We start from the raw sequence: 23876 nt of genomic DNA, 5'->3' as shown, positions 1-23876 counted from the left end.
CAACCGCAATCGACTCTGGGTAACCGGACCACAACACCACCCCGACTAAATGCGAAGACCCGGTTTGCCAGACGGTGGTGCGTGGCAACGGCACCTTACATCGACAACCATTGCAGTGTCGCCCCGGTGGCAGGCAGCCAGGGCGACACCGCGTGCAGGGTCGGCTCGCCCGCTGTCCCATACTCAGCGGCATGACGCTGACCGGTGGGCGGGCGCACCGCATCTACAGCGTCGTCGTGTTCATCGTGCTCGCCTCGCTGGACAACGTGGCGATCGGCCTGGTCCCGCCGCTGTACGGCAGCATCGCCGACACGTACGCCGTACCGGAGGGGGCGATCGGGGCGGTCACCGCCGCGACCTTCCTGGTCAGCGCGATCGCCGCGGTTGGCTGGGCGTACGTCGGCGACCGAGGCGACCGCAAACCGCTGCTGATGGCCGGTACGGTGATCTGGGGGCTCGGCGCGGTCGGTACTGCACTCGCGGGCAGCTATCCGCTGTTCTTCGCCGCGCAGCTGGTCGCCGCCGTCGGCCTCGGCGCGGTCGCCTCGGTCGGCTTCTCCGTGGTCAGCGACCTGATCACCCCCGGCCGGCGGGGCCTGGTGATGAGCTTCTGGGGGCTGTCGCAGGGCGTCGGCACGCTGGCCGGCACGCTGCTCGGCGGGCTGCTGGGGCACGCCGACTGGCGGCGGCCGTTCCTGGTGCTGGCCGCCGCCGGGCTGGCCGCCACGGTCGCGTACCTGTTCACCTACGACGTGCGGCGCGGGCAGAGTCAGCCGGAGCTGGCCGACCGGTTCGCCGCCGGCGGTGAGTACGAGCACCGGATCAGCCGGGCCGACCTGCCGACGATCGCCCGGCGGCGGACCAACGTCTGGCTGGTGGCGCAGGGGCTCACCGCCCAGGTCGCGTTCGGCTCGCTGGTCTGGCTGCCGGCGCTGTTTAGGGCCCGTGCCGAGGAGCAGGGCTACACCGCCGGTACGGCGATCATCGTCGGCAGCGTCTTCGCCACCCTGTTCCAGCTCGGCGGGGCGCTGTCCATCGTCGGTGGGCTGGTCGGGGACCGGTTGCAACGGCGTACCCCTCGGGGTCGGGCCCTGGTCGCGGCGGTCGGCATCCTCGCGGCGGTGCCGTTCTACCTGGTGTTGTTCTTCGTGCCGATGCGCATCGACGTGCCCGACGGTGCCGGTGCCGGTGCGGTCACCGCCGCCGTGCTGCGCGGGGTGCTCACCGAGCCGACGATCGGGCTGAGTTTCCTCACCGCGCTGCTCGCGTTGGCGTTGACGTCGGCGAACTCGCCGAACTGGTTCGCGTTGATCGCCGACGTCAACCCGCCGGAGCACCGGGGCACCGTCTACAGCCTCGGCAACCTGGTCAACGGGGTGGGGCGGGCGACCGGCAACGCGTTGCTGCCGGTCGCCCTGCGGGCGGTCGGCGGTGTCGTCCCACCGCCGTTGAACTACGCCGTCGGCCTGGCCATGTTCCAGCTGTTCTTCATCCCGACCGGGATCATGTACTGGCTGGCGTCCCGTACCGCCCCGCGTGACATCGACGACGTGCACACCCTGCTCAGCGAACGCGCTGCCGGGCCCAGACGGTGACGTCGGTCGGGACCCGTCCGCTGCCGTTCAGCGGGCCGCTGGCGATCAGCGGTTCGGTGCCCGGCGGCAGGGACACCGGCTCGGCACCGAAGTTCGTCACCACGGTCACCTCGTCGACGCAGAAGGCGAGCACGTCCTCCGGTGACTCCAGCCACCGCAGCCGGCCGGCGCCGAGCCCGAGCTTGCGGCGCAGCCGCAACGCTGTCCGGTACAGCTCGTAGGTCGACCCCGGCACGTCGCGCTGCCGGTCGAGGGCGTACTCGGCCCACACCGGCGGCTGCGGCAGCCAGCTGGCGTCGGTCGGCCCGAACCCGTAGGACGGGCTGTCCGCCTCCCACGGGATCGGCACCCGGCAGCCGTCCCGGCCGCGCTCGGTGTGGTCGGTGCGCCGCCAGGTCGGGTCCTGCCGGACCTCGTCCGGCAGCGTGGTGTGCTCCGGCAGACCCAGCTCCTCACCCTGGTAGAGGTAGGCCGAGCCGGGCAGCGCCAGCATCAGCAGGGTGGCGGCGCGGGCCCGGCGCAGCCCGAGCGCGGTGTCCGGCTGCGGGTCGTTCGCGCCGATGCCGCGCGGCCGGGCCGCGCCGATCGGCAGCGCCAGCCGGGTGGCGTGGCGCAGCACGTCATGGTTGGACAACACCCAGGTGGTGGGCGCGCCGACGGCTTCGGTGGCGGCCAACGACCGTTCGATCACCGTACGCTGCGCCTCGGAGGTCCACGCCGCCTCCAGGTACTCGAAGTTGAACGCCTGGTGCATCTCGTCCGGCCGGACGTACGCGGCGAGCCGCTCCGCCGGCTGCACCCACGCCTCGGCGACCAGGATCTGCTGCCCGGGGTACTCGTCCAGCACCGACCGCCACTGCCGGTAGATCTCGTGTACGCCGTCCTGGTCCCACATCGGCGGCCGGGGCTGGTCGACGTGGTCGCCGGAGGTGGTCTCCTCCGGGTAGTGCCAGTCGGCCAGGTCGGCCTGCTTGACCAGGCCGTGCGCCACGTCGACCCGGAAGCCGTCGACGCCCCGGTCCAGCCAGAACCGCAGGATGGCCACGAACTCGTCGCGAACCTGCGCCGAGTCCCAGTTGAGGTCGGGCTGGCCGGCGTCGAACAGGTGCAGGTACCACTGGCCCGGCGTGCCGTCCGGGCCGTCGACCCTGGTCCAGGCGGGGCCGCCGAAGACGGACCGCCAGCTGTTCGGCGGCTGGTCCCCATCTGGGCCGCGTCCGTCGCGGAAAACGTACCGGTCCCGGGCGGAGCTGCCCGGCTCGGCGCCGAGCGCCTCGACGAACCAGGGGTGTGCCGACGACGTGTGGTTCGGCACCAGGTCGACGATCACTCGCAGCCCCCGGTCGTGGGCCTCGGCGATCAGCCGGTCGGCGTCGGCGAGCCGGCCGAAGATCGGGTCGACGTCGCGGTAGTCGGCCACGTCGTAGCCGGCGTCGGCCTGCGGCGACGGGTAGAACGGTGACAGCCAGATCGCGTCGACGCCGAGGGCGACGAGATCGTCCAGCCGGGCGACGACGCCGGGCAGGTCACCGATGCCGTCGCCGTCGGAGTCGGCGAACGACCGGGGGTAGATCTGGTAGATGACCGCCTCCCGCCACCAGTCGGTGCCGGCACCGTCTCGGGTACGGGTCCCGGCACCGTCTCGGGTACGGGTCGATGGCGTGTTCACCAGTGTGCTCCTCAGCTCAGCTTGGTTGGCGGGCTTCCCCGCAGCCAGGAACGCCCTGGCCGCCGGGGCAGCGGTGCCTCGTACGTGGGTCTACCAGGTCCGCCGGTGCGGTCACCCGGTTTCCCGGGGTGGCGCGGTCGACTCGCGGACCACCAGTCGGGTGGGCAGGGTCACCGTGTCGGTCGGCGTGGCGGCGGCGGGCGGCGTGCCGGCTGCGAGCGGGTTGGGCGGCGTTTCGGCTGCGAGTGGGCCGAGTAGCGTGCCGGCGGCCAGTCGGCCCTGCTCGGCGGCGGGTTGGGCGACGGTGGTCAGCCCGACCACCCGGGCCACGTCGTGGTCGTCGATGCCGATCACGCTGACGTCCGCCGGCACCCGCAGTCCGGCCTGTCGCAGAACTGCGATGGCGCCGAGCGCCATCTCGTCGCAGGCGGCGAAGATCGCGGTCGGCACCGGGCCACGGCGCAGCAGTTCGGCGGTGGCCAGTCCGCCGCCGGCGATGGTGAAATCGCCCTCCAGGTCCAGTGCCGGGTCCGGGGTGAGGCCGGCCGTGACCAGCGCTTCCCGGTAGCCGCGGCGGCGGTCCAGGTGGGCGGTGAAGGCCAGTTCCTCGCCGGAGTTGCCGGAGATGTGGGCGATCCGCCGGTGCCCGAGCCCGATCAGGTGGCCGGTGGCGGTCCGGGCGGCGGCCACGTCGTCGATCCGGATGCTGGGCCAGCCGGGTACGCCGGTGCCGGAGCTGACCGTGACCCCCGGCATGCCCAACGCGGAGATGGCGGCAAAGTCGGACCGGTGCAGCGGGGTGGCGACCAGCATCAACGCGTCCACCCGGTGGCGCAGGCTGGCGGTGTGCAGCATCCGCTGCCGGGCGTTCTCCCGCCCGCCGAGGTTGTACAGCAGCAGGTCGTAGCCGGCTTCCTGCAGCGTGTCCTCGGCGGCTTCGACGACGGTGCTGAAGAACCAGCGGGTGATCCGGGGCACCACGACCGCGACGGCCCGGGTCTTGCCGCCGGCCAGCCGTGACGCGCTGGGCGAGGCGATGTATCCGAGTTGCGCGGCGGCGTCGAGCACCCGTAGCCGGGTCGCCTCGGTGACCGTCGGCAGGCCCCGGAGGGCCCGCGAGACGGTCGCCGTGGAGACCCCGGCCAGCCGGGCGACGTCGTCGATTCTGGTCATGGATCATCACCTCGCCCGCGTGGTCGCGGCCGGCGTCGCCCCGTGGTCAGCCCTTGACGCTGCCGGCCAGCAGCCCTCGGACGAAGTACCGCTGCAGGGAGAGGAAGACGATCAACGGCACGATGATCGAGACGAAGGCGCCCGAGGTCAGGCGTTGCCATTGATCACCTCGGGTGCCGGCGAGTTCGGCCAGCCGTACTGTCAGTGGTGCCACCCGGCTCTCGCCGCCCGCGAAGATCAACGCGACCAGCAGGTCGTTCCAGACCCAGAGGAACTGGAAGATGCCAAACGCGGCCAGCGCCGGGGCGATCAGCGGCAGCACGATGGTCCGGAAGATCTTCGGGTGGCTGGCCCCGTCGACCCGGGCCGCCTCCATCAGGTCCTTGGGCAGCTGCGACACGAAGTTGTGCAGCAGGAACACCCCCAGCGGCAGGGCGAAACAGGTGTGCGCGAACCAGACCTGGACGTAGCGCTCGTAGCTGTCCAGCCCCCAGGGCGGGGTGATGGTGACGCCGCCGATCGTGGTGCCCTGCGAGAAGAACCGCAGCAACGGCACCAGCGCCATCTGCAGCGGCACGATCTGCAGCGCGAAGATGCAGATGTAGATCAGGTCCCGGCCGCGGAAGTTGATCCAGGCCAGCGCGTACGCGGCCAGTGCCGCGAAGGCCAGCGGGAACAGCACTGACGGGATGGTGATCACCAGCGAGTTGACGAAGTAGCTGGACAACTGCCCGGACGACGAGGACCGGCCGAACAGCACGTCCTGGTAGTTCTGCAGGGTGACCTGCGGGTCGGTGAAGAAGGTCCACCAACCGGTGGTCCGGATCTCCTCGGCCGGTCGGAACGAGGAGACGAACAGACCGAACGTCGGGATGGTCCAGATCACCGCGATGACGATCGCGACGATCGTCGCCGTCGGAGTGTTGAGCCGCTTGCGGACCCGGCCGACCCGGGTACGGGGCCGTTCCTCCCCGCTGCTGGCCGGAGCGGCCACGGGGGGCGTGGTGGTGGTCACGGGTGTCACACCTCCCGCTGCTTGCGCAGGTTACGGATCTGGTAGATGACGATCGGGATGACCAGCACGAACAGGAACACCGCCAGGGCCGAGCCGTAGCCGTTCTGGCCGTAGCGGAACGCCTGGTTGTACATCTCGTTGGCGATCACACCGGTGTCGTAGTTGCCGTTGGTCATCGTCCGGACGATGTCGAAGACCTTCAGGGTGGCGATCGAGATGGTCACCACCACGACGATCAGCGCCGGGCGGATGCTCGGCATGGTGACCCGCCAGAACATCTGCCAGGCGTTCACCCCGTCGAGGCGGGCGGCTTCGATGATGTCGGCTGGAATCGCCTTGATCGCGGCGGAGAGCACCACCATCGCGAACCCGGCCTGGATCCAGATCATCACCACGATCAGCAGCAGCGTGTTCAGCGGGGCGTTGAGCTGCAGCCAGCGCTGCGGCTCGAAGCCGAACAGGGTGACCAGGTAGTTGAGCAGGCCGTACTGCTCCTGTTCGCCGCCCCGGTACGCGTAGACGAACCGCCAGATGATGCTGGCGCCGACGAAGGAAATCGCCATCGGCATGAAGACCAGCGACTTGGCCAGCGCCTCGAACCGGGCCTTGTCCACCATGATCGCGTAGAGCAGGCCGATCGCGGTCGCCACCGTCGGCACCAGAATCACCCAGATCAGGGTGTTGGTCAGCACCTGGATGATCTCGTCCTGGGAGAACATCCAGCGGTAGTTCTCCAGGCCGACCCAGTTCTCGCTGCGTCCGTCCATGAACGACAGGACGGTGGTGCGCAGCGCCGGGATGACCAGTCCGATGCCGAGCAGCAGCAGGGCCGGCAGCAGAAAGAACAGGCCGAACAGGCCTTCGCCGCCGCGTCGGGGTCGGCCGATCGGCACCGATCCGCCACCACCACCGGCGCTGGCCGCGATCAGCCGCTGCTCCCGTCGGCGGGCGAACCAGCTCGGCACCGCGTCGAGCAACAGCAGCATGCCGCCGACGATCACCACGAACGCGATCAGGCCGTACAGCAGCATCAACAGCTTCGGGTACTGCTCAGCGAAGTCGAAGTACATCCGCCCTCCCAACGGATCGTCGACCGGAGCCAGCTATGGTGCGGCCGGCCCACCCCCGGTGTGCTCGTGGGTGGGCCGGCCGCGTGGTGTCAGCTGGTCGGCCAGGAGCCTTCGATGTAGTCGAGGGTCTCTTCGGTGTTCTGGCCGCTGAGCCAGTCCACCATGCCGCGCCAGAAGGTGCCCGCGCCGACCGCGGCCGGCATCAGGTCCGATCCGTCGAAGCGGAACGTGGTGTTCTCGTCCTGCAGGATCTCCACGGAGAGCCGGTCGATCGGGTTCTCCACGTTGGCGATGTCCAGCCCGGTGTTGGCCGACACCCAGTTGCCGAGCGAGGCCCGGCTGTTGGCGTACTCCGGCGAGGCCAGGTAGGTCTGCACCGCCTGGACCTCGGGCCGGTCGGCGAAGGCCACGGTGAACTCGCCACCGCCGAGGACCGGCTGGCCGGCGCTCGGGTCGTTGGTCGGGAAGTAGAACGCGAAGACGTCGCCGTCCTCGGCCACCTCGGTGCCCTCCGGCCACTGGTTGGCGTAGAAGCTGGCCTGCCGGTGCAGCGCGCAGTCACCGTCGAGGATCGGGGTGCCGGCATCCTGGAACGAGGTCGCGGTGATGCTGTCCACGCCACCGAAGCCGCCGTTGACGTACTCCTCGTTCTTGAGGATCGAGCCGGCCTGGTCGACGGCCTCGGCGACCCGCGGGTCGTTGAACGGGATGTCGTGGGTGGTCCACTGGTCGTAGACCTCCGGCGTCTGGGTCCGGAGCATGATGTCCTCGATCCAGTCGGTGGCCGGCCAGCCGGTGGCGTCACCGGACTCGACCCCGACGCACCACGGCTTGGTGCCGGTGGCGGCGACCTCGTCGCTGAGCGCGATCAGCTCGTCCCAGGTCTCCGGCACGGTCCAGCCGTTGTCGGCGAACATGCTCGGCGAGTACCAGACGAAGGACTTGACGTTGGAGCCGAGCGGGGCGCCGTAGAAGGTGCCGTCGACCGTGCCGTACGCCAGCCAGTCCTCGCTGTAGTTGGCCTCGGCCATCGCCTTGGTCCCGTCGGAGGCGGCCTGCAGCTGGCCGGCCTCGGCGAACCGCCCGAGCAGGCCGGGCTGCGGGATGAAGGCGATGTCCGGCGGGTTACCGCCGTCCACCCGCACCTGCAGCTGGGCTTCGAACTCGCCACTGCCCTCGTAGCGGATGTCGATGTCGGTGCAGTCGACGAACTCGCTCCAGGACTGCTCGAGCAGGTCCGCCTCGGCGTCGCGGATCGAGGCGTAGATCGTCACCTCGGTGCCGTCGTTGCCCTGGTAGTCACTGTATGACGCGCATTCCTCGGAATCCGGGTCCGCGCTGGTGCCGCTGTCGGAAACACACGCCGTCGAGGCGAGAGCCAGCCCGAGCACGCTGGCGAGCGCGAAGACCTGGCGTGGTCTGGTGAAGACCGCCATGTAGCGTTCTCCCTTCCTGGCCGGCGGGCCCCGCGTCCCCGCAGTCGGGCTGCGCCGATCGGTTGCTGTCTGGGCGTCTACACATGTAAGCGCTTGCAATGGAAGTGCGTCCAGTCCTGAGCAGCTACGAGCCAGTAACGATTCGGAAACCTTGACCCGCTACTCAGCTGTTGAGCTGCCAGATGGACAGGTTCAGCGCGGCGGCGAAGGTGACCCAGCCCCAGTACGGGACCATCAGCAGAGCGGCTGGTCGCCAGACTCGCCAGAACAGCACCACGGTGAGGCCGACAAGCAGCCAGAGGAGCACGATCTCGGCGAACGCCAGACCGTACCGGCCGGCGGCGAAGAACAGCGGTGTCCAGGCGGCGTTGAGCACCAGCTGGGCCAGCCAACTGGCGATCGCCAGGCCGGCACCGGCCCGTCGCCAGACGGTGAACCCGGCGACGGCGATCAGCACGTACAGGATGGTCCAAACCGGGCTGAACAGCCAGGACGGCGGTGCCCAGGACGGCTGGACCAGTTCGGCGTACCGGGAACCGGCGTCGCGGGCGGCGAACGCCCCGACCGCCGCAGCCGCCGCCACCAGGCCGAGGAACACCGGTAGACCCCACCACGAGCGCATGGCAACTCCAGGGAACAGCAAATTGGGGAGCGCGTAGCGACTCCAGGGAAACAACAGGTCAGGCCGGGGCCGCCGGCACCGGTCCGCAATAGGGAGGAGCGGGCCGGTCCGGCGGCGCCGGCAGGCTCGGGGTAGATGTGGTCAGGTCGATGTCGGTTGAGGGGGCCGGGGGTACGCCCGGCACCGTCAAGCGAACAGGCTCACGCCACCGGGACCGACGAGCAGCCCGACGACGATCAGCACGATGCCCCAGAGCAGTTGCCGACGGAACAGCGCGAGAACGCCGGCGACGACCAGGACGACTGCGAGAATCCAGAGAAGTAGCTCCATGGCCGCTGAATACCCTTGCGACCGGCGACGGAAACCTGCACCAGTCTGGTCAAGCGGCCGACCCGGCGAGCGAATACACGCTGTACGCCTGTTTGATCACCGGATGGGCGACGTTACGGACCCGAACCCCACCGGGGGTGGTGCCCCGTTCGCTGCCGAAGTGGGCGTGGCCGTGCACCGCGAGGTCGGTCGGTGCCGCGTCGATCGCCTCGGCAAGCAGGTAGGAGCCGAGGAACGGGTAGATCTCGGGCGGCTCGCCGGCTAGTGTCTCCGGCACCGGCGAATAGTGGGTCAGCGCCACCCGTACGTCGCAGTCCAGCCCGACCAGCGCCGCCTGTAGCCGATCTGCGGCGTCCGCCGTGGTGGCGACGAACGCCTTCATCTCCGGCTCGCCGAACCGGCTCGCGCACCGCCCGGCGAACCCGCCCCCGAACCCCTTGACCCCGGCCACCCCGAGCCGGCCGCCGGGGCAGTCCACCACCACGCCGTCGCCGTCGAGCACCGTGACCCCGGCGTCGCTGAGTATCCCGACCAGCTGCGGCACCTGGTCACAGTGGTGGTCGTGGTTGCCGAGCACCGCCACCACCGGGACCGCCAGACCGCCGAACTCGTCGGCCACGCACCGCGCCTCCGACTCCGTGCCGTGCCGGGTCAGGTCGCCGGCCAGCAGCAGGACGTCGGCCCGGTCACCGAGCTGCGCCAACGCTGGGCGGAACCGGCCCAGCACGTCGCTGTCCATGTGCACGTCTCCGACGGCCGCGACGCGGATCACGACAGCTCCTCCGCCTCGGTCGGCACGGTGGTGCGACTGACGACGATGTCGACGATCAGGCGTACGCCGGGGAAGCGCTCGGCCACCAGCCGGACGATCTCCGCCCGCCGGTGGGCGCTCTCGACCTCGCCGCACAGCACCAGGCTGTGGTCCCGGCGAGAGACGCCCACCCCCTGCTCGGCGGTGTCGGCGTGCTCGCTGAGCAGCCGCTGCACCGCCGCCTCGGTGTAGCCGTCGAGCCGGTCCGGCCCGGTCTGTCGCGTCGACTGCCCCGATATCCGGGTCATTGCCCCACCTCCTGGCTGTCGTCGGGTGCCCGTCGGTGGCATACCCGTTCCCGGCCGGTTCGTGCGTGCGGGCACGGCGCGTGACAGTGGGCGAGCGGGGTGACGACGTGCACGTGCTCGCTACCGTTGGGAAAGTGCTCGTCACAGTGACCCATGCGCCACCGTCACCATCAGAGTCACCGTCCCGGCCCGCGTCCCGCCCGCCGTCGCCCGTACAGTCCACGTCGTCAGCCGTGTCGCCATGCCCGCCACCGGACCCCGCAGGGAGCACAGTGGATGCCGATCCGGCCTGGTCGCCGCCGGCCGGGCTGCGACGGATCGCGTTGGTGGGCATCGACGGGGTCGGCAAGACCACTCAGGCACACCTGCTGGCCGAGGCGCTGACCGCCGCCGGCCGGCCCGCCCGGTACTGGCGCAACGCCGGCGGTCGACGCTGGCTCGACCGGTTGGCGGTCCGGATCGGCCGCCCGGACGCCCGACGGATGGTCGGCCGTGGCGGGCTGATGTTCCTCGAGGCGTTGCTGCGCTGGCTCGCGATCGCCCGGTCGGTGCTCGGCTCACGCCGGGCGATCGCGGTGATGGACCGGTACGCGGTCTGCCAGTACGCCAGCATCCGCACCCACGGCGCAGGCCACTGGGAGCGGCCCGCCCGGCTGGCCTACCGGGTGTTTCCCCAACCGGACGTGACGTTCCTACTCTTGCTGCCGCCCGCCGAAGCGGCCCGGCGGATCGACGCCCGGGGCACCGACCACGAGTCGCTGGAGTTCCTGGCGACCAGCGCGGCCGCATACGGGTCGCTGCCGGAGGCCGCCGGGTTCGTGGCCATCGACGCCCGGGGCACGGCCGCCCAGGTCGCCGCAGTGATCCGGCAGCGGCTGACCGAATGGCGGCCGGACGACGGCCGTCCAGCCGGCGCCTCGTGGCGGCCGGATCCAGACGATTCGCGTGCGTCGTGACCCGCAGGCCGGTGTCTGTCGGGTGGTGATGAACCGTGCACCCCGCTCGGGCCGTACTCCTGGCCAGGACCAACCGACCGGCGTTGGCCAGGACCAACCGACCGGGCGGGCAGTGACGAGGATCGCAGGAGGGGTAGTGACGGGAATCGCTGCGCCCCTGCCCGGTGTCGTGGTGTGCTGGGAGTCTGCCACGCCCCGCCGACCTGAGTGCATCGGGCAGTCGGCCGGCCCGACGCAGCGTGGCGATCGAGGAGCCTGGCAGGAAACGCCAATCCCGCTCACAGCAATTATTCAGGCAATCGTGTCAGCTTCGACTCACGAGACGGAATCCCTGACGCGTCTCATCTGTTGTGCAGGTGTCGGCGCCATACGGCGGGCCTGCCACATCAGGTTCGCCGGATCGGAGGCGGACGTGACGGGGGAGAGGCTGATGGAGATGCGCATCGCAGGTGACAGGGCACGACGTGGGGTTAACGAGGGGACCGTGAGCAACGTGGAGAAGACGATGGCTTTGCGGACCGACGAGGTCGCCGAGGAGCGGGACCTCGTTGGCGTCTACCTGCATGAGATCTCCCGCACGCCGCTGCTCGACGCGGCCCGGGAAGTCGACCTCTCCAAGGCGATCGAGGCCGGTCTGTACGCGGAGCACCTGCTGGAGCAGGGCGTGCCGCGGGCCGGGGTGAGCCGCGAGGAGCTGGAGCGGCTGGTCGTCGAGGGTGAACGGGCCAAGGACCTGTTCATCCGGGCCAACCTGCGTCTGGTGGTGTCGATCGCCCGCCGCTACGTCCGGTCCGGGATGCCGATGCTGGACCTGATCCAGGAGGGCAACACCGGTCTGGTCCGCGCGGTGGAGAAGTTCGACTACGAGCGTGGTTTCAAGTTCTCCACCTACGCGACCTGGTGGATTCGGCAGGCCATCAGCCGGGCGATCGCCCAGCAGGAGCGGACCGTACGGCTTCCGGTGCACCTGGTCGAGGACGTCAACCGGATGCGCAACGTGGCCCGCCAGTTGACCCGGGAGCTCGGTTCGGACCCGGAGCCGGAGCAGATCGCCGCCTCGCTCGGCGTGCCGGTCGAGCGGGTGCACGAGCTGGTGCGGTGGTCGCAGGACACGGTGTCGCTGGACACCCCGGTCGGCGACGACGGCGACACCAACCTGGGCGACCTGGTGGCCGACAGCGACGCACCGTCGCCGGAGGACATCGTGCTCACCGGTTTGGAGCGGCAGCGGATCGAGGGCCTGCTCAACCACCTGGACGACCGGTCCGCCGGCATCATGCGGGCCCGGTACGGCTTGGAGGACGGGCGGGAGCACTCGCTGACCGAGGTCGCTTCGCGCTTCTCACTGTCCCGGGAGCGCATCCGTCAGCTGGAGATCCAGGCGCTGGGCCGGCTGCGGGAGCTGGCCCGGGCGGAGGGACTGCAGGCTGCCTGATCCGCCGATGAACTGACAACCCACCGACGAACTGCCGACGGCCCGGCATCCGCAAGGCGGATGCCGGGCCGTCGGCAGTGTCGCGCGAGCGACCGGGTCAGCGGACCCGGCCGTAGCCGTACGGCGGCATCATGTCCACACTGGCCAGCTCGACGGTACGGCCGAAGGTGGGTGCGTGGATCACCTGGCCGCCGCCCACGTACAGGCCGACGTGGGCGAGACCGTTGTAGAACACCAGGTCACCGGGCTGCAGTGCGCCACGGTCGATTTTCGCGACCACGTCCCACTGCATCGCCGCGTTGTGCGGCAGGCTCTTGCCGGCGGTACGCCACGCGGCAAGCGTCAGGCCCGAGCAGTCGTAACCGTTCGGGCCGCTGGCAGCCCAGACGTACGGCTTGCCGATGGCTCCGTACGCGAACTCGACGACCGAGCCGGCGGCACCGGACACCGACGGGACGGTTCCGGTGTACGACGAGCCGGTCTGGCTCGCGGCACCGTAGGCCCGTTCCCGCTTGTCCATCAGCTCGTCGATGTCCGCTTCGATGCTCTTCTTGCGGTCGGCGAGCTCCTTGACCTGGGCGTCCTGCTTCTTCAGTGCCGCCTGCAGCTTCTCCTGCTCGGCCAGGTAGGTCAGTTGGGTGCTGGTGAACTCGCTGAGCCGCTGCTGCCGGTCCCGGGCCAGGTGGTCCAGGGTGCCGAGCCGGTGGATAAAGCTGCCGGAGGTGCCGTCGAGCAGGGCGCTCGCGGTGCTCAACCCGCCGGTCTTGTACGCGTTGACCGCGATCTGACCGACCTCGGTCTGCGCTGCCGCGAGTTCGGCCTGCAGCGGGCCGAGCTTGGCGTCGATCTCCTCGGCCGCCGCCCGGGTGGCCTTGGCCTCCTCCCTGAGCCGGTTGTACGACTCGACGACCTTGGCCAGCTCTTCGGATTCCTCGTCGATCTGCTGCGTGAGTTCGCTGACCGTCGGCTGGGCGGTCGCGGCGGTCGCCGGTACCACCAGGCCGAGGCTTACGCCGGCCAGCATCAGGGTGCGCAGCAGAATCCGCGCTGTTGACAAGAACGCAGAACCCTTCTTCCTCGCCGCCTACCGGGTTAGCTGACGGATTCGGGCGGGAAGTTCGCCCTACCGCGGTGAACCGCGGATTCACCCCAGTTGCCGATGGGTCCCCGGATCGCAACCGTGAGATCACTGTTTGTAACGTCAGATAATCTCAGGATGGCGATTCGGCGGCACTGGACCGGCGTCACCGCTTCCCGGCGACTGGCGACCGGACCAGCTGGTCCAACTTAGCCGCAAGGGTTACGACGCGGAAAGTGCTGCGATCGTGATCCGTGGCATGGAACTGGCCGGAGCCCGTTGACAGTTACTGGATGTGACGGTTGGCTGCTCTGGGCAACATTCCTGTTGCCTTCGCGTGACCGGTTGACTCCGGCGCGTCGTCATTGGACAGCGTCTGATCAATTGCGAATAATGCGTCATTAGTCGGTCTGTGCGGTTGTCGTCAGTAAGCTATCCGGATGAATAGCCGCAAAAGGTCTGATTCGCCATCCAGGACGCGGCCTGCCGTACGTCATTCTGCTAGGTGGCAGAATGACCACCTTCCATCGAGTAGCTAGCTGTTTGCACAATGGACCCGCAAGGTCAGCGCCGCACGAGCCCTTCGGAGGCAGCTATGCGTGCTACTCGCCAGACCCCGCCCCGACGCGGTTCCCCGGTGCCCGCCCAGTCCGGCTCCAGTGTCGGACGGACCTTCTACCGGCAGCCCGGCATCTGCGTGACCGGTGAATGGTTCGTCGTGGCCGGCCGGCGTTTCGCCGTCCGCGACCTCACCGAACTCCGGACCGCGCGAGGCGCCCGCGATTGGCTCACCGGCCGGGTGATCGCGGTGACCGCCCTGACCCTGGCGGCGGTCGCGGTGACCGTCGGCTACACCCGCGGGTTGGACGAGGTCAGCGCGGGTGTCTACCTCGCCATGCTGGCGGCTGCGTTCGTGCCGGTGGCGGTCGCCTGGCTCGGCGACCGGTTGCGGCCGCGGGCGTACGAACTATGGGGCCGTCACCAGGGACTGCTGTTGCTGCTGTTCAGCACCGACGACGAACGCCAGTACGGCCAGGTGAGCCGGGCGTTGATGCGGGCTCGGGAGATCTCCCGGCTGGCCGGTCTGTCCGAGCCGGTCACCATCGAGCCGTGGGTGCCCGACCAGCGGTGAGCGGGCCCGGCCGCCGTCGCGGTCGTCGGCGGGCTGGTCGACGTCGATCAGCCCGCGTCCGGCCCGTCCAGCCGCCGGGCGAGGTCGTGCAGCATCGCCACCGAGTCGGCTGGCGACAGGGATTCCGCCCGTAGTCGGTCGAAGACATGCTGGTACGGCCGGACCTCGTCGGCCCGGTCGATGACCTCCTCGACCAGAGCGCTCTCCACGTACACCACGTCAGCGTCGGCCTGGTCGGCGAAGTGCAGGATGACGAACGGCCCGAGCACCGTGTTGCTTCCGGCGGCGAACGGCAGCACCCGGACCGTGACATGAGGCGCCGCTGACATCTTCGCCACATGCTGGAGCTGCTCGCGCAGCACCCGCGGGCCGCCGGTCATCCGGCGCAGCGCAGCCTCGTCGATGATCACCTCGATCTGCGGCGGATCGGCGCCGAAGAGCACCTCGTGCTGGCGGGCCAGCCGGATCTGCACCCGCCCTTCGATCTCGGCCGCCGGTACATGGTGCGGGCCGTCGGCCGGGATCACCGCGCGGGCGTACTCCTCGGTCTGTAGCAGGCCGGGGAAGCTGATTGGCTGAAAGTACCGCAGTGCCGACGCTTCCGCCTCCAGCCCGATGTAGGCCGCGTAGGCGGCCGGCACCCGATCCTTGTAGCCGCTCCACCAGGCGCGCCGTCGTGCCGCCCGGGCCAGCTCGACGAGCTCCTGCACCTGCTGCTGGTCGCGTACGCCGTACAGGTCCAGCAAAGCCTTGACGTCGTTGGTCGAGATGCTGACCGAACCCGACTCGATCCGGATCAGCTTCGACAGCGACCAGTCCATTTGAGCGGCGACGTAGTCCTGGGTCAGCGCGGCGGCATCGCGTGCCCGGCGTAGCGCCGCACGCAGCCGGCGACGCCCGATGGTCGGGCCCTGGTGTCGGGCAGGCATGGGAACGCTCCGGGGGGGGTGCCTTGCAGAGTGCCACCTGGCTGGTTGCCACCCTGTTGCAGGCTACACCGCCGCCGTCAGGTCTGCTAAGGACGGCCGGCCCTCCGCATGGTCCGAACGGCGGTTTCACCGGGTTTTCGCGGTGTCGCCCAGTCGCGTCGGCAAGATCGGGGACTGATACAGTCCGCCCGATTGCCTGCGTGCTCTGATGGCAAATTTACCGATTTATCCTTATTGAGGAGTCTAGGTGACTGTGATCAGCACTGCCGGTCCGGCGTGGCGTAAGAGCCGCCGCTGCGAGGCGACGACCTGCGTCGAGGTAGCCGAGATCGGCTCGGCGGTCGGGGTGCGCAACTCCACCGACCCCGGAGTGCACCTGGAATTCTCGGCAGCAGCCTGGTCGGCATTCGTCGCCGGGCTGTCCGGTGCGCCGACCAGCTCCGGCGGCCACACGATGGGTTGATCCGACGCCGCACGAGGCTCGGCTCCCCGGCCGCCGACAACGTCGGCCGTACGCCCCGGCCGGGTCGGCCCGACGACGGTGCCGGCCCGGCCGGGGCACCGTCAACCGGTCACCGCCCGCCCGGTCTCAGCCGGTGAACACCTTGTCCGGCTCGGTACGCGGTTGCTCGCTCGCCCAGCGGCTGACCACCCGCTCGGCGTAGAACGACACGAACGGCACCGTCCCGGCCAGCATGATCGCCAGGATCCGGCCGAGTGACCAGTTGGCCCGCCGGGCCAGGTCGAACGCGGCGACCAGATAGACCATGTAGAGGAACCCGTGCGCCGGCCCGACCGTCTCGACCACGATGGCCCGGTCGAACAGGTACTTCAACGGCATGCCGATCACCATCAGCAGGATCAGCACCACGCCGACCACGTACGCGATCAGCCGGTACCGGGTGAGTGCGCCTGACACTGTCGTCCGTCCCTTTCTCTTCCGGTCAGCCCGGGTAGTCGCCGGCCCTGGCGTGCGGATTCGCGTTCAGCCAGGCCAGGTAGTTGTTGTAGGCGGACAACTCCGGGTCGTCCGGGCCGGGGGCGGCGGTCACGCCAGGGGCAGACCGGACCCGTACCGGTCGGCCGAACGTCTCCTCCCGCGATGGTGCGTTCTTTGGTGTGCCGTTCCTCGGCGAGTCGTTGTCCGGTGTGTCGTTGTCCGGGCCAGGTACCGCCCGGTGGGCCTGCCGTATCTCACGGACCCAGATAAACACCACGAACGCCGCGAAAACCGGCCATTCCACCGCGTATGCCCAGCTCAGCGTGTTGCCGGCGGCGGCCCGGCTGATCTGCCACCAGCCGAGCGCGAGGAAGCCCACCACCAGCGCCACCGCTGCCAGGTGCCGCAGGATCCACACCGGGGTCCACAGCTGCCGCATGCAGGGAAGCGTACCGGCCGCCCGTCGGCTTCTCCGACGAGCCGTCGTAGTCAGATGCGTGGCCGCCCGGAAACCGCCGCCCGGTGTTTGCCGCCGACCGGCCGGGGAACCCTACGACGGTAATGCCTCGTCGACTCCCCGGAGGCTGGAGATGACGGATTCAGCGCGGTACGGCAGCTACTCCCCGGCGGCGGCCGGTCGGCCCTTCGAGCCCCGCCCGGACCATCCGCCCGGTGCCACCCCAACCTGGTCGGCGCCGCCCGGACCGGGAGCCGAGACGTGGGTCGACAGGGTCGACGACACCGGGATCGACCCGGTCGAGCTGGCCGACGACGAACTGCTCCGCGAGATCGGTAGCCTGCACCGGACCCGGCTGGACACGCTGCGGCACGGCACCGACGCGGCGCTGGCCAACCATCTGCACCGCACCGCCGACCTGGAGACCGAGTACCTTACCCGGCACCCGGGCCGAGAGGTCGATGCCGCCCGGTTGCGGCACGGGGAGTAGGTCGTGCCCGCGTACGCCGAACGCGGTGTCTCCGCGCCCCCTGAGGTGGCGTTCGGCACCGCGACCGACCCCGACCGCAGGGCCGCCTGGTTGCCGGGGCCGCTGCGCCAGGTGCCGGCGGAACCAGTCCACGGCGACCACCTGCAGGCCCGGTGGGCGACGGCGGGCGGCCCGTGGACGGCTGTTGTGCAGGTGTACCCGGTGCAGGCGGGCGGTGCAATGCTCCGCCTGGAGCTGGACTCCGACCTGCCGCACGAACAACTGACTCGGCTCGCCGACGAGACGCTGACCAGCCTGGTCCGGGCGGTCACCGACAACCTCAACGCCGGTTGACGGTCAGCCCGCAACGCCGGCTGACCGTCAGCCCGCAACGCCGGTTGCTTGTCAGTCGGCGGTGAACCCGGGCTTCTCCATCCCGGACCAGCCGCGAGGCGTCTCCGGCTCACGGTCCCGGTCGGTCCCTTCGATGATGTCGTGGGAGACCGCCGTGTCGTCGTGCTCGCCGGCGAAGTCCGGGTCGTCCTCGGGTGGCTGGCCGTCCGGGGTCTGGCCGAGTGCGGCGGCCGGCCGGTTCTGGTGTTCGTCCATCGGTGATCAGGCACCTTCCGTAGATGAATGCAGGACCTCTTCCGCCTCGTCCTGGGCGTATTCGCCTTCCGGCAGAGCATTGATCCTGGTCAGCAGGTGAGCGGGCAGCTCGGCGGCGACCGCCCGGCGGGCGATCTCGGCCCGGCTCACCCGTTCCTTGCCGAGGTAGATGTCGTCGAGCAGTGCGTACAGCTCGGCACGGGACGTCTCATCGGTCACCTCCGCCTGCTACCCCGCCCGCGGCACGGCAAACGACGCCCCACGCACCGACCGGACCGCCGGGTTCATCCTGCCGACCGTCGGCGTTCCGCCCTCTCGGTCCGATCCGGGCACCTACGCTCGGGCCAGGAGGTGGACTCATGATCGGTACCATCTTGTGGGCGCTCGTCGCTGGCGCGATCATCGGCGCTCTGGGACGTCTGCTGCTACCCGGCCGGCAAAACATCTCTGTCTGGCTGACCATCGGCGTCGGAATTGCCGCCGCCCTGCTCGGCGGGGTGATTGCCGCCTGGCTGGGCATCGGCGAGACCGCCGGGATCGACTGGCTGCGACACGCGATCCAGGTCGCGCTGGCGGTGTTCTTCGTCTGGATCGCCGCGCGGGTGGCCGGCCACCGGCCGACCGACGCCCCGGGGCGCGCGACCCGGTGACCCGACGCCCCCGGTGCCCTGGCCACCCGCTGACTCCGCCCCGGGGCAGGCCGGTGCGCCGGCTGCGGCCTGGCTCCGCAGCCTGGCCGCAGCCGAGCGCGGCAGGCTACCGCTGCGCGGCGGCCAGCGCCGCCCGGCGGTCCCCGACCGCCGTCGCCAGCCGCCCAAGGACCTGAGCGGTCTGGTCCCAACCCAGGCAGGCGTCGGTGATCGACTGTCCGTGCACCAGTTCCCTGGTCGGGTCCAGATCCTGCCGGCCCGCCACCAGGAACGACTCCAGCATCACCCCGACGATGCCCCGTTGCCCGGCGCCGAGCTGCCCGGCGACGTCCTCGACGACCAGCGGCTGCCGGCGGTGGTCCTTGCCGCTGTTGCCGTGGCTGGCGTCGATGACCAGCCGCCGCGGCAGTCCGGCTGCCCGCAGCAGACCCAGTGCGGCGGCCACCGACTCGGCGTCGTAGTTGGGCTCACCGGCACCGCCGCGCAACACCAGATGGCAGTCGGCGTTGCCCCGGGTGTGCAGGATCGCCGGCGTCCCGGACATGTCGATGCCGGGGAAGACGTGCGGCACGGCAGCGGCCCGGATGGCGTCCACCGCGGTGGCGACGCTGCCGTCCGGGCGGTTCTTCATGCCGATCGGCATGGACAGCCCGGAGGACAGCTGTCGGTGCACCTGACTCTCGACGGTGCGGGCGCCGATCGCCCCCCAGGTCACCGCGTCGGCGATGTACTGCGGGGTGATCGGGTCGAGGAACTCGCAGCCCACCGGCAGCCCGGCCCGCAGCACCTCGAGCAGCAGCGAGCGGGCGATCCGCAGCCCGGAGTTGACGTCCCCGGATCCGTCCAGACCCGGGTCGTTGATCAGACCTTTCCAGCCGACCGTCGACCGCGGCTTCTCGAAGTACACCCGCATCACGATCAACAGGTCGTCGGCGTGCCGTTGCGCGGCATCGGCGAGCAGGTGCGCGTACTCAAGGGCGGCGGCCGGGTCGTGCACCGAACATGGGCCGACCACGACCAGCAGCCGGTCGTCCTGTCCGTCGAGCACGCCGGCGACGGCTCGTCGGCCGTCCAGCACCCGCGCGGTGAGCTGGTCGTCGAGGGGCAGCTCGTGGTGCAGCAGGGCCGGGGTGGTGAGCGGGACGACCCGGTCGATGCGCTGATCGGCGACGCGTCCGATGGAGATGCTCATGTGGTGTCTGTTCCTTCCGCCAGTCTCCCTGGGGAGCCGGCGCCCCCAGCCAAGCCGGCTGCTCGTTGGCATACGAAAGGGCAGGGGGCTCGATGCCCGCTGCCCTTGGCCGGCTCTGGTGGGGTGACGTCAGGTCAAGGCTGAGCCACCGGCACCAGGGCCGGCTGCCTAAACCATCGATACGTGCGCACCACGAGGCACACTGTACCGGATCAGCCGCTGAGCGCCACCCCGGCCGGGCCCCGGCAGTCGGGTGGAACCACCGGACTTCGGCCGGTTCTCACCGTCTGTCAACCACGACCGGCATCCGTGGCCGCCAGCAACACCTAGCGTCACGGCGGAGAAGGATGTCACTACGCCGACGGCGTCTGCTGGTACACCACCAGGGCGACAACCGGGTCTGGGCGTACGACGCGCTCGGCCAGCGAATCGATCTGGCCTACGACGACTCGCTGGTTTCGGCACCCCGCCACTGCCCGGCGTCGACAACATCGTCGGTACGCCGGGCGGCGACCTGTACGTCGCCGAGGACGGCGGCAACATGGAGATCTGCCTGATCACCCCGGACGATCGGATCGGGCCGTTCCCGCGGATCAGCGGCCAGTCGTCGGCGGAGATCTACGGTCCGGCGTTCTCCCCGGCCGGCGGTCGGCTGCACTTTTCGTCGCAGCGTGGCACCTGAACACTGACACCGACGACGACCCGTTCACCGGCCCACCATCACCGGGCGCCGCCACCACAGGTCAGGCGGCAGCCGACGGCGAAGCCGAGGCGGAGCGGATCGAATCGCGCGCCGGTCACCTGCTGCCGGAGGAGGAAGCGGCCGGCAGTGACGACCCGGTGCGTCAGGCCGCAGCCATCCTGGATGACTCCGACCGGCGCGAGCAGCCGCGTCCGCAGTCGGGCAGCATGCCGCGCGGCTGACCTCGATGGCGCCGGCCGACCTTTGCCGGCAACGGTCGAGCCATTGATGGCAACGGCCAACCCTCGACGGCACCCGGCCGGCCCGGTGCGGCCAGCCGGGGCCCCGATCGGATAACGTCGGGCGCATGTCGCCCAACGGGTACCCCTGGCCGATCGAGACCACCCGGCTGGACAACGGCCTGCGGGTCGTCGTCAGCCCCGACTCCAGCGCGCCGGTGGTCGCGGTCAATCTCTGGTACGACGTGGGCTCGCGTCACGAGCCCGCCGGCCGGACCGGATTCGCCCACCTCTTCGAGCACCTGATGTTCGAGGGGTCGGTCAACGTCGCCAAGACCGAGCACATGAAGTTGGTGCAGGGCGCGGGCGGCTCGCTCAACGCCACCACCAACCCGGACCGGACCAACTACTTCGAAACCGTCCCCGTCGAGCATCTGGCCCTCGCGCTGTGGCTGGAAGCCGACCGGATGGGCGGCCTGGTGCCGGCGCTGACCCAGGAGACGCTGGACAACCAGCGCGAGGTGGTCAAGAACGAGCGGCGGCAGCGCTACGACAACGTGCCGTACGGGGACGCCTGGCTACGGCTGCTGCCGCTGCTCTACCCGCCGGGGCACCCGTACCACCACGCCACGATCGGCTCGATGGACGACCTCAACGCCGCCGATCTGGCCACCTTCCAGGCGTTCCACGAGATGTACTACGCGCCGAACAACGCGGTGCTGACCGTGGTCGGCGACACCGACGCCGACGAGGTGTTCAGCCTGGCCGACAAGTACTTCGGTGGGATCGCCGCGCGGGTCGACATCCCGCCGGCACCGGACGGGCGTACGCCGACGCCACTGGCCGGCCCGGTGACCGAGACGGTCACCGCCGACGTACCGGCCGCCCGGCACTACCTGACCTACCGCACCTACCCGTTCGGAACCCCGGCGTACGACGTGGCGACCGTGCTCGGCACCGTGCTGGGCAGTGGCCGGGGCAGCCGGCTCTACCAACGGCTGGCCGACGGCGCCCGGATCGCGCAGCCCGACTACCTGGGTGCGTACGGCGTCGACCTGGCGCATGCGCCCGCACCGCTGATCATCACCGCGACCGCCCAGCCGACGGTGACCGCCGAGCGGCTCGCCGACGGCCTGACCGAGGTGCTCGACGAGGTGGCGCGCGACGGCGTCACCGCCGCGGAGGTCGACCGGGCCAAGGCGCTGCTCACCACGGGCTGGTGGCGTCAGGTCGCCAGCTTCGAGGGCCGGGCCGACACCCTCGGCCGCTATGCCACCCAGTTCGGTGACCCGGCCCGTGCCGGGGACCGGCTGCCGGGCTGGCAGGCGGTCACCACCGAGGCGGTCAACGACGAGGCCGCACGCCTGTTGCGGCCGGACAATCGGGTCCAGCTCAGCTATCTGCCGGAGGGCGACCAGTGACGATCATCGCGCAGCGGCCCGGACCGGGCGCCGCCCGGCCGTACCGTTTCCCGGACGTGATCCGGCGCAGCGTGGCCGGCGGCGAGATCGTCGCCGCCCACCTGCCCGGCCACCGGCTGGCGGTGGCGACCCTGCTGCTGGACGCCGGCGCCGGTCGGGAACCGGTCGGCCGGGAAGGGCTGGCCGGAGTGCTCGCCAAGGCTCTCGAAGAGGGCACCGAGACCCGGGACTCGGCCGCGTACGCCCTGGTCCTGGAGGGTCTCGGCACCGAGTTGTCCATCTCCGCCGACTGGGACTCGTTCCGGGTCGGCGTGCAGGTCAGCACCGACCGGCTCGGCGCGGCCGTCGAACTGCTCACCGAGGCGGTCCGCACCCCCCGCCTGGATCCGTCCGATGTTGAGCGGGTCCGCGACGACGAGGCGACCGCGCTGCGGATGTACTGGGCCAACCCGGGGCCGCGGGCCGAAGCCGCGTTGCGCGCCGACCTGTTCGGTGCCGACCAGCGGCACGGTCGGCCGATGGGCGGCGACCCCGACTCGGTGGCGGCGGTGACCGTGGCGGACGTCGTCGACTTCCACCGTGCGTGGTTCACCCGACCCGGCACCCTGCTGGTCGCCGGCGATCTGGACCTGATCGACCTGGACGCGCTCGGCGTGGCCGCCTTCGCCGGGGCGACCGGCTCGCCGTCACAGCCCGGACCGCCGCTGCCGGTCAGTTTGCGGGACCACCGGCGGATCATCCTGGTCGACCGGCCGGGCGCGGTGCAGTCCACGCTGCGGCTCGGCCATCCGGCCCCGCACCGGGCCCACCCCGACTACGTGCCGATGACCCTGGCCAGCACCGTCCTCGGTGGAGCCTTCACGTCGCGGCTCAACCACTTGATCCGCGAGGTACGCGGCTACACGTACGGCATCCGGTCGGACTTCGGGATGTCCCGCCGGTTCGGGCGCTTCGCGGTCAGTTCCAGTGTGCAGACCGGGGTCACCGCGCCCGCCCTGATCGACTCGGTCGGTGAGGTGTCCCGTACCCAGGCCGACGGGGTGACCGAAGAGGAGCTGGCGGTGGCCCGGTCCTGGCGGGCCGGCCAGCTCTCGGTCGAGCTGCAGACCCCGCCGGCGATCGCCAGCGCCCTGGCGACGCTGGTTGTGCACGGGCTGCCCGACGACTACCACGCCGGGCTGCGCGACGAGCTGCTGTCGGCGACGGTCGAGCAGGTCTCCGCCGCCGCCGCCACCCACCTGCGGGCCGAAGGGCTGACCCTGGTGGTGGAGGGCGACGCGGCCAAGATCCGCGACGAACTGACCGCCTCCGGCCTGGGGGAGCTGCACGACGCCGACTGATCCGCACCGGGCTCAGCGCCGTCGCAGCAGGCGCAGGGTGCGGAGCAGGTGTACGCCCGCGTACCAGGCCGACCCGAGGCCGCCCGGCAGCGCGATGACGTACGCCGCCCAGTAGCGGCCCTCAGCGGCAGGCCAGGAATGCGCTGACCGCGAGGCTGAGCCCGGCGAGGCTGCCGACCAGCATGGCGGGTGTGGTCCGCCAGAACGGTAGGCGTCGCTGCGGTTCGTGGTCGGCGAACTCCCGGGCGTACTCCTCGACTGGACCGAACCCGCTGTCCGGGGTCGCGCCCCGAGCCCACGCCGCGCCCCGAGCCCACGCCGCGATCTAGAAGGATCTGGCCGGTATATCGACCACGATCCTCCTAGATCGCGTCCGTC

Annotated in this window: 27 protein-coding genes, 1 pseudogene and 1 riboswitch; of the genes and pseudogenes, 11 read left to right on the top strand and 17 right to left on the bottom strand. The window is 70.5% G+C overall.

The window, feature by feature from the left end; genetic code table 11:
* The first annotated feature begins 191 nt into the window (after positions 1-191).
* A complete protein-coding gene (locus ACFHWU_RS12735; protein WP_416590628.1) occupies positions 192-1595 on the top strand; it encodes an MFS transporter in 1404 nt (467 codons plus the stop codon).
* On the opposite strand, the gene ACFHWU_RS12730 is transcribed toward ACFHWU_RS12735, so the two are convergent.
* From ACFHWU_RS12730 to ACFHWU_RS12690, 9 genes are all read right to left on the bottom strand, one after another.
* Positions 1564-3267 (bottom strand): glycoside hydrolase family 13 protein, encoded by a 1704-nt coding sequence (locus ACFHWU_RS12730; RefSeq protein WP_416590634.1) that lies wholly within the window; start codon positions 3265-3267, stop codon positions 1564-1566. The genes ACFHWU_RS12735 and ACFHWU_RS12730 overlap by 32 nt on opposite strands.
* Positions 3268-3375: 108 nt before the next feature.
* Positions 3376-4437, bottom strand: a complete 1062-nt coding sequence (locus ACFHWU_RS12725) for a LacI family DNA-binding transcriptional regulator (protein WP_416553549.1) — start codon at positions 4435-4437, stop codon at positions 3376-3378.
* 46 nt (positions 4438-4483) lie between these two features.
* Positions 4484-5452 carry a carbohydrate ABC transporter permease gene (locus ACFHWU_RS12720; protein ID WP_416553551.1) on the bottom strand — a complete coding sequence of 323 codons (969 nt, stop codon included), beginning with the start codon at positions 5450-5452 and terminating at the stop codon, positions 4484-4486.
* Positions 5453-5457: 5 nt separating this feature from the next.
* Entirely contained in the window at positions 5458-6522 is a 1065-nt protein-coding gene (locus ACFHWU_RS12715; protein ID WP_416568921.1) for a carbohydrate ABC transporter permease, read from the bottom strand.
* Between the two features lie 89 nt (positions 6523-6611).
* Positions 6612-7958: an ABC transporter substrate-binding protein gene (locus tag ACFHWU_RS12710; RefSeq protein WP_416590627.1), complete on the bottom strand. Its 1347-nt coding sequence runs from the start codon at positions 7956-7958 to the stop codon at positions 6612-6614.
* A gap of 163 nt (positions 7959-8121) precedes the next feature.
* The gene (locus ACFHWU_RS12705) at positions 8122-8580 is read right to left on the bottom strand and encodes a TspO/MBR family protein (protein WP_282234336.1); all 459 of its coding nucleotides are present in this window, start codon (positions 8578-8580) and stop codon (positions 8122-8124) included.
* A gap of 186 nt (positions 8581-8766) precedes the next feature.
* Positions 8767-8910 carry a GPGG-motif small membrane protein gene (locus ACFHWU_RS12700; protein WP_199757467.1) on the bottom strand — a complete coding sequence of 48 codons (144 nt, stop codon included), beginning with the start codon at positions 8908-8910 and terminating at the stop codon, positions 8767-8769.
* Between the two features lie 49 nt (positions 8911-8959).
* On the bottom strand, positions 8960-9649 hold the full coding sequence (locus ACFHWU_RS12695; protein WP_416590633.1) for a metallophosphoesterase family protein: 690 nt from the start codon (positions 9647-9649) through the stop codon (positions 8960-8962).
* A gap of 29 nt (positions 9650-9678) precedes the next feature.
* On the bottom strand, positions 9679-9969 hold the full coding sequence (locus tag ACFHWU_RS12690) for a hypothetical protein (RefSeq protein ID WP_416553559.1): 291 nt from the start codon (positions 9967-9969) through the stop codon (positions 9679-9681).
* Positions 9970-10241: 272 nt separating this feature from the next.
* On the opposite strand from ACFHWU_RS12690, the gene ACFHWU_RS12685 reads away from it, so the two are divergent.
* Together ACFHWU_RS12685 and ACFHWU_RS12680 are read left to right on the top strand one after the other, a co-directional pair.
* Complete coding sequence (locus tag ACFHWU_RS12685; RefSeq protein ID WP_416590626.1) at positions 10242-10925, top strand: dTMP kinase; 684 nt, start codon at positions 10242-10244, stop codon at positions 10923-10925.
* Positions 10926-11367: 442 nt separating this feature from the next.
* Positions 11368-12360 (top strand): sigma-70 family RNA polymerase sigma factor, encoded by a 993-nt coding sequence (locus tag ACFHWU_RS12680; RefSeq protein WP_416553775.1) that lies wholly within the window; start codon positions 11368-11370, stop codon positions 12358-12360.
* A 97-nt stretch (positions 12361-12457) separates the two neighbouring features.
* Here ACFHWU_RS12680 and ACFHWU_RS12675 read toward each other — a convergent pair whose 3' ends face one another.
* Positions 12458-13417, bottom strand: coding sequence for an NlpC/P60 family protein (locus tag ACFHWU_RS12675; RefSeq protein WP_416590625.1), 960 nt, complete (start codon positions 13415-13417; stop codon positions 12458-12460).
* A gap of 10 nt (positions 13418-13427) precedes the next feature.
* Positions 13428-13559: riboswitch (cyclic di-AMP (ydaO/yuaA leader) on the bottom strand.
* Positions 13560-14033: 474 nt separating this feature from the next.
* Between ACFHWU_RS12675 and ACFHWU_RS12670 the strand changes: the two genes are divergently transcribed.
* Positions 14034-14570: a DUF6232 family protein gene (locus ACFHWU_RS12670; RefSeq protein WP_416590623.1), complete on the top strand. Its 537-nt coding sequence runs from the start codon at positions 14034-14036 to the stop codon at positions 14568-14570.
* Between the two features lie 47 nt (positions 14571-14617).
* Here ACFHWU_RS12670 and ACFHWU_RS12665 read toward each other — a convergent pair whose 3' ends face one another.
* Positions 14618-15499 (bottom strand): helix-turn-helix domain-containing protein, encoded by an 882-nt coding sequence (locus ACFHWU_RS12665; protein ID WP_416553567.1) that lies wholly within the window; start codon positions 15497-15499, stop codon positions 14618-14620.
* A 247-nt stretch (positions 15500-15746) separates the two neighbouring features.
* On the opposite strand from ACFHWU_RS12665, the gene ACFHWU_RS12660 reads away from it, so the two are divergent.
* Positions 15747-15962 (top strand): DUF397 domain-containing protein, encoded by a 216-nt coding sequence (locus ACFHWU_RS12660; RefSeq protein ID WP_416553569.1) that lies wholly within the window; start codon positions 15747-15749, stop codon positions 15960-15962.
* A 126-nt stretch (positions 15963-16088) separates the two neighbouring features.
* On the opposite strand, the gene ACFHWU_RS12655 is transcribed toward ACFHWU_RS12660, so the two are convergent.
* Positions 16089-16418, bottom strand: coding sequence for a DUF3817 domain-containing protein (locus tag ACFHWU_RS12655; RefSeq protein WP_416553571.1), 330 nt, complete (start codon positions 16416-16418; stop codon positions 16089-16091).
* A gap of 25 nt (positions 16419-16443) precedes the next feature.
* Positions 16444-16878 (bottom strand): hypothetical protein, encoded by a 435-nt coding sequence (locus ACFHWU_RS12650; protein WP_416553573.1) that lies wholly within the window; start codon positions 16876-16878, stop codon positions 16444-16446.
* A 151-nt stretch (positions 16879-17029) separates the two neighbouring features.
* On the opposite strand from ACFHWU_RS12650, the gene ACFHWU_RS12645 reads away from it, so the two are divergent.
* The gene (locus ACFHWU_RS12645) at positions 17030-17386 is read left to right on the top strand and encodes a DUF6158 family protein (protein ID WP_416553575.1); all 357 of its coding nucleotides are present in this window, start codon (positions 17030-17032) and stop codon (positions 17384-17386) included.
* Between the two features lie 3 nt (positions 17387-17389).
* Positions 17390-17719: a hypothetical protein gene (locus ACFHWU_RS12640; protein WP_416553577.1), complete on the top strand. Its 330-nt coding sequence runs from the start codon at positions 17390-17392 to the stop codon at positions 17717-17719.
* A 51-nt stretch (positions 17720-17770) separates the two neighbouring features.
* On the opposite strand, the gene ACFHWU_RS12635 is transcribed toward ACFHWU_RS12640, so the two are convergent.
* Together ACFHWU_RS12635 and ACFHWU_RS12630 are read right to left on the bottom strand one after the other, a co-directional pair.
* Positions 17771-17974, bottom strand: coding sequence for a hypothetical protein (locus tag ACFHWU_RS12635; RefSeq protein WP_123600344.1), 204 nt, complete (start codon positions 17972-17974; stop codon positions 17771-17773).
* 6 nt (positions 17975-17980) lie between these two features.
* Positions 17981-18193 (bottom strand): hypothetical protein, encoded by a 213-nt coding sequence (locus ACFHWU_RS12630; RefSeq protein ID WP_278167595.1) that lies wholly within the window; start codon positions 18191-18193, stop codon positions 17981-17983.
* A gap of 140 nt (positions 18194-18333) precedes the next feature.
* On the opposite strand from ACFHWU_RS12630, the gene ACFHWU_RS12625 reads away from it, so the two are divergent.
* On the top strand, positions 18334-18624 hold the full coding sequence (locus ACFHWU_RS12625; RefSeq protein WP_123600346.1) for a GlsB/YeaQ/YmgE family stress response membrane protein: 291 nt from the start codon (positions 18334-18336) through the stop codon (positions 18622-18624).
* A 106-nt stretch (positions 18625-18730) separates the two neighbouring features.
* On the opposite strand, the gene ACFHWU_RS12620 is transcribed toward ACFHWU_RS12625, so the two are convergent.
* Positions 18731-19816, bottom strand: a complete 1086-nt coding sequence (locus ACFHWU_RS12620) for a 3-deoxy-7-phosphoheptulonate synthase (RefSeq protein WP_416553579.1) — start codon at positions 19814-19816, stop codon at positions 18731-18733.
* Between the two features lie 333 nt (positions 19817-20149).
* Here ACFHWU_RS12620 and ACFHWU_RS12615 point away from each other — a divergent pair.
* Positions 20150-20498 (top strand): annotated as a pseudogene (locus tag ACFHWU_RS12615) (translocation protein TolB); the annotation flags it as partial.
* Between the two features lie 38 nt (positions 20499-20536).
* Here the strand turns inward: ACFHWU_RS12615 and ACFHWU_RS12610 are convergent.
* Positions 20537-20800, bottom strand: coding sequence for a hypothetical protein (locus tag ACFHWU_RS12610; protein WP_416553581.1), 264 nt, complete (start codon positions 20798-20800; stop codon positions 20537-20539).
* Between the two features lie 65 nt (positions 20801-20865).
* Here ACFHWU_RS12610 and ACFHWU_RS12605 point away from each other — a divergent pair, with 65 nt between their 5' ends.
* Together ACFHWU_RS12605 and ACFHWU_RS12600 are read left to right on the top strand one after the other, a co-directional pair.
* The gene (locus tag ACFHWU_RS12605; RefSeq protein WP_416553583.1) at positions 20866-22158 is read left to right on the top strand and encodes a M16 family metallopeptidase; all 1293 of its coding nucleotides are present in this window, start codon (positions 20866-20868) and stop codon (positions 22156-22158) included.
* The gene (locus tag ACFHWU_RS12600; protein ID WP_416553585.1) at positions 22155-23498 is read left to right on the top strand and encodes a M16 family metallopeptidase; all 1344 of its coding nucleotides are present in this window, start codon (positions 22155-22157) and stop codon (positions 23496-23498) included. The genes ACFHWU_RS12605 and ACFHWU_RS12600 overlap by 4 nt, the downstream gene beginning before the upstream one ends.
* Positions 23499-23876 lie beyond the last annotated feature (378 nt).

This window comes from Micromonospora sp. LOL_015 (assembly GCF_048060275.1).
Lineage (GTDB): Bacteria > Actinomycetota > Actinomycetes > Mycobacteriales > Micromonosporaceae > Micromonospora_E.
The sequence above is the reverse complement of the archived record's forward strand: the minus strand, read 5'-3'. Positions and strand labels throughout refer to the sequence as shown.

Coding starts and splice junctions, on each gene's coding strand:
- ACFHWU_RS12735 (WP_416590628.1), top strand. CDS start 192: ATGACGCTGACCGGTGGGCGGGCGCACCGCATCTACAGCGTCGTCGTG.
- ACFHWU_RS12725 (WP_416553549.1), bottom strand. CDS start 4,437: ATGACCAGAATCGACGACGTCGCCCGGCTGGCCGGGGTCTCCACGGCG.
- ACFHWU_RS12715 (WP_416568921.1), bottom strand. CDS start 6,522: ATGTACTTCGACTTCGCTGAGCAGTACCCGAAGCTGTTGATGCTGCTG.
- ACFHWU_RS12710 (WP_416590627.1), bottom strand. CDS start 7,958: ATGGCGGTCTTCACCAGACCACGCCAGGTCTTCGCGCTCGCCAGCGTG.
- ACFHWU_RS12705 (WP_282234336.1), bottom strand. CDS start 8,580: ATGCGCTCGTGGTGGGGTCTACCGGTGTTCCTCGGCCTGGTGGCGGCG.
- ACFHWU_RS12700 (WP_199757467.1), bottom strand. CDS start 8,910: ATGGAGCTACTTCTCTGGATTCTCGCAGTCGTCCTGGTCGTCGCCGGC.
- ACFHWU_RS12695 (WP_416590633.1), bottom strand. CDS start 9,649: ATGGACAGCGACGTGCTGGGCCGGTTCCGCCCAGCGTTGGCGCAGCTC.
- ACFHWU_RS12690 (WP_416553559.1), bottom strand. CDS start 9,969: ATGACCCGGATATCGGGGCAGTCGACGCGACAGACCGGGCCGGACCGG.
- ACFHWU_RS12670 (WP_416590623.1), top strand. CDS start 14,034: ATGCGTGCTACTCGCCAGACCCCGCCCCGACGCGGTTCCCCGGTGCCC.
- ACFHWU_RS12665 (WP_416553567.1), bottom strand. CDS start 15,499: ATGCCTGCCCGACACCAGGGCCCGACCATCGGGCGTCGCCGGCTGCGT.
- ACFHWU_RS12650 (WP_416553573.1), bottom strand. CDS start 16,878: ATGCGGCAGCTGTGGACCCCGGTGTGGATCCTGCGGCACCTGGCAGCG.
- ACFHWU_RS12645 (WP_416553575.1), top strand. CDS start 17,030: ATGACGGATTCAGCGCGGTACGGCAGCTACTCCCCGGCGGCGGCCGGT.
- ACFHWU_RS12635 (WP_123600344.1), bottom strand. CDS start 17,974: ATGGACGAACACCAGAACCGGCCGGCCGCCGCACTCGGCCAGACCCCG.
- ACFHWU_RS12625 (WP_123600346.1), top strand. CDS start 18,334: ATGATCGGTACCATCTTGTGGGCGCTCGTCGCTGGCGCGATCATCGGC.
- ACFHWU_RS12620 (WP_416553579.1), bottom strand. CDS start 19,816: ATGAGCATCTCCATCGGACGCGTCGCCGATCAGCGCATCGACCGGGTC.
- ACFHWU_RS12605 (WP_416553583.1), top strand. CDS start 20,866: ATGTCGCCCAACGGGTACCCCTGGCCGATCGAGACCACCCGGCTGGAC.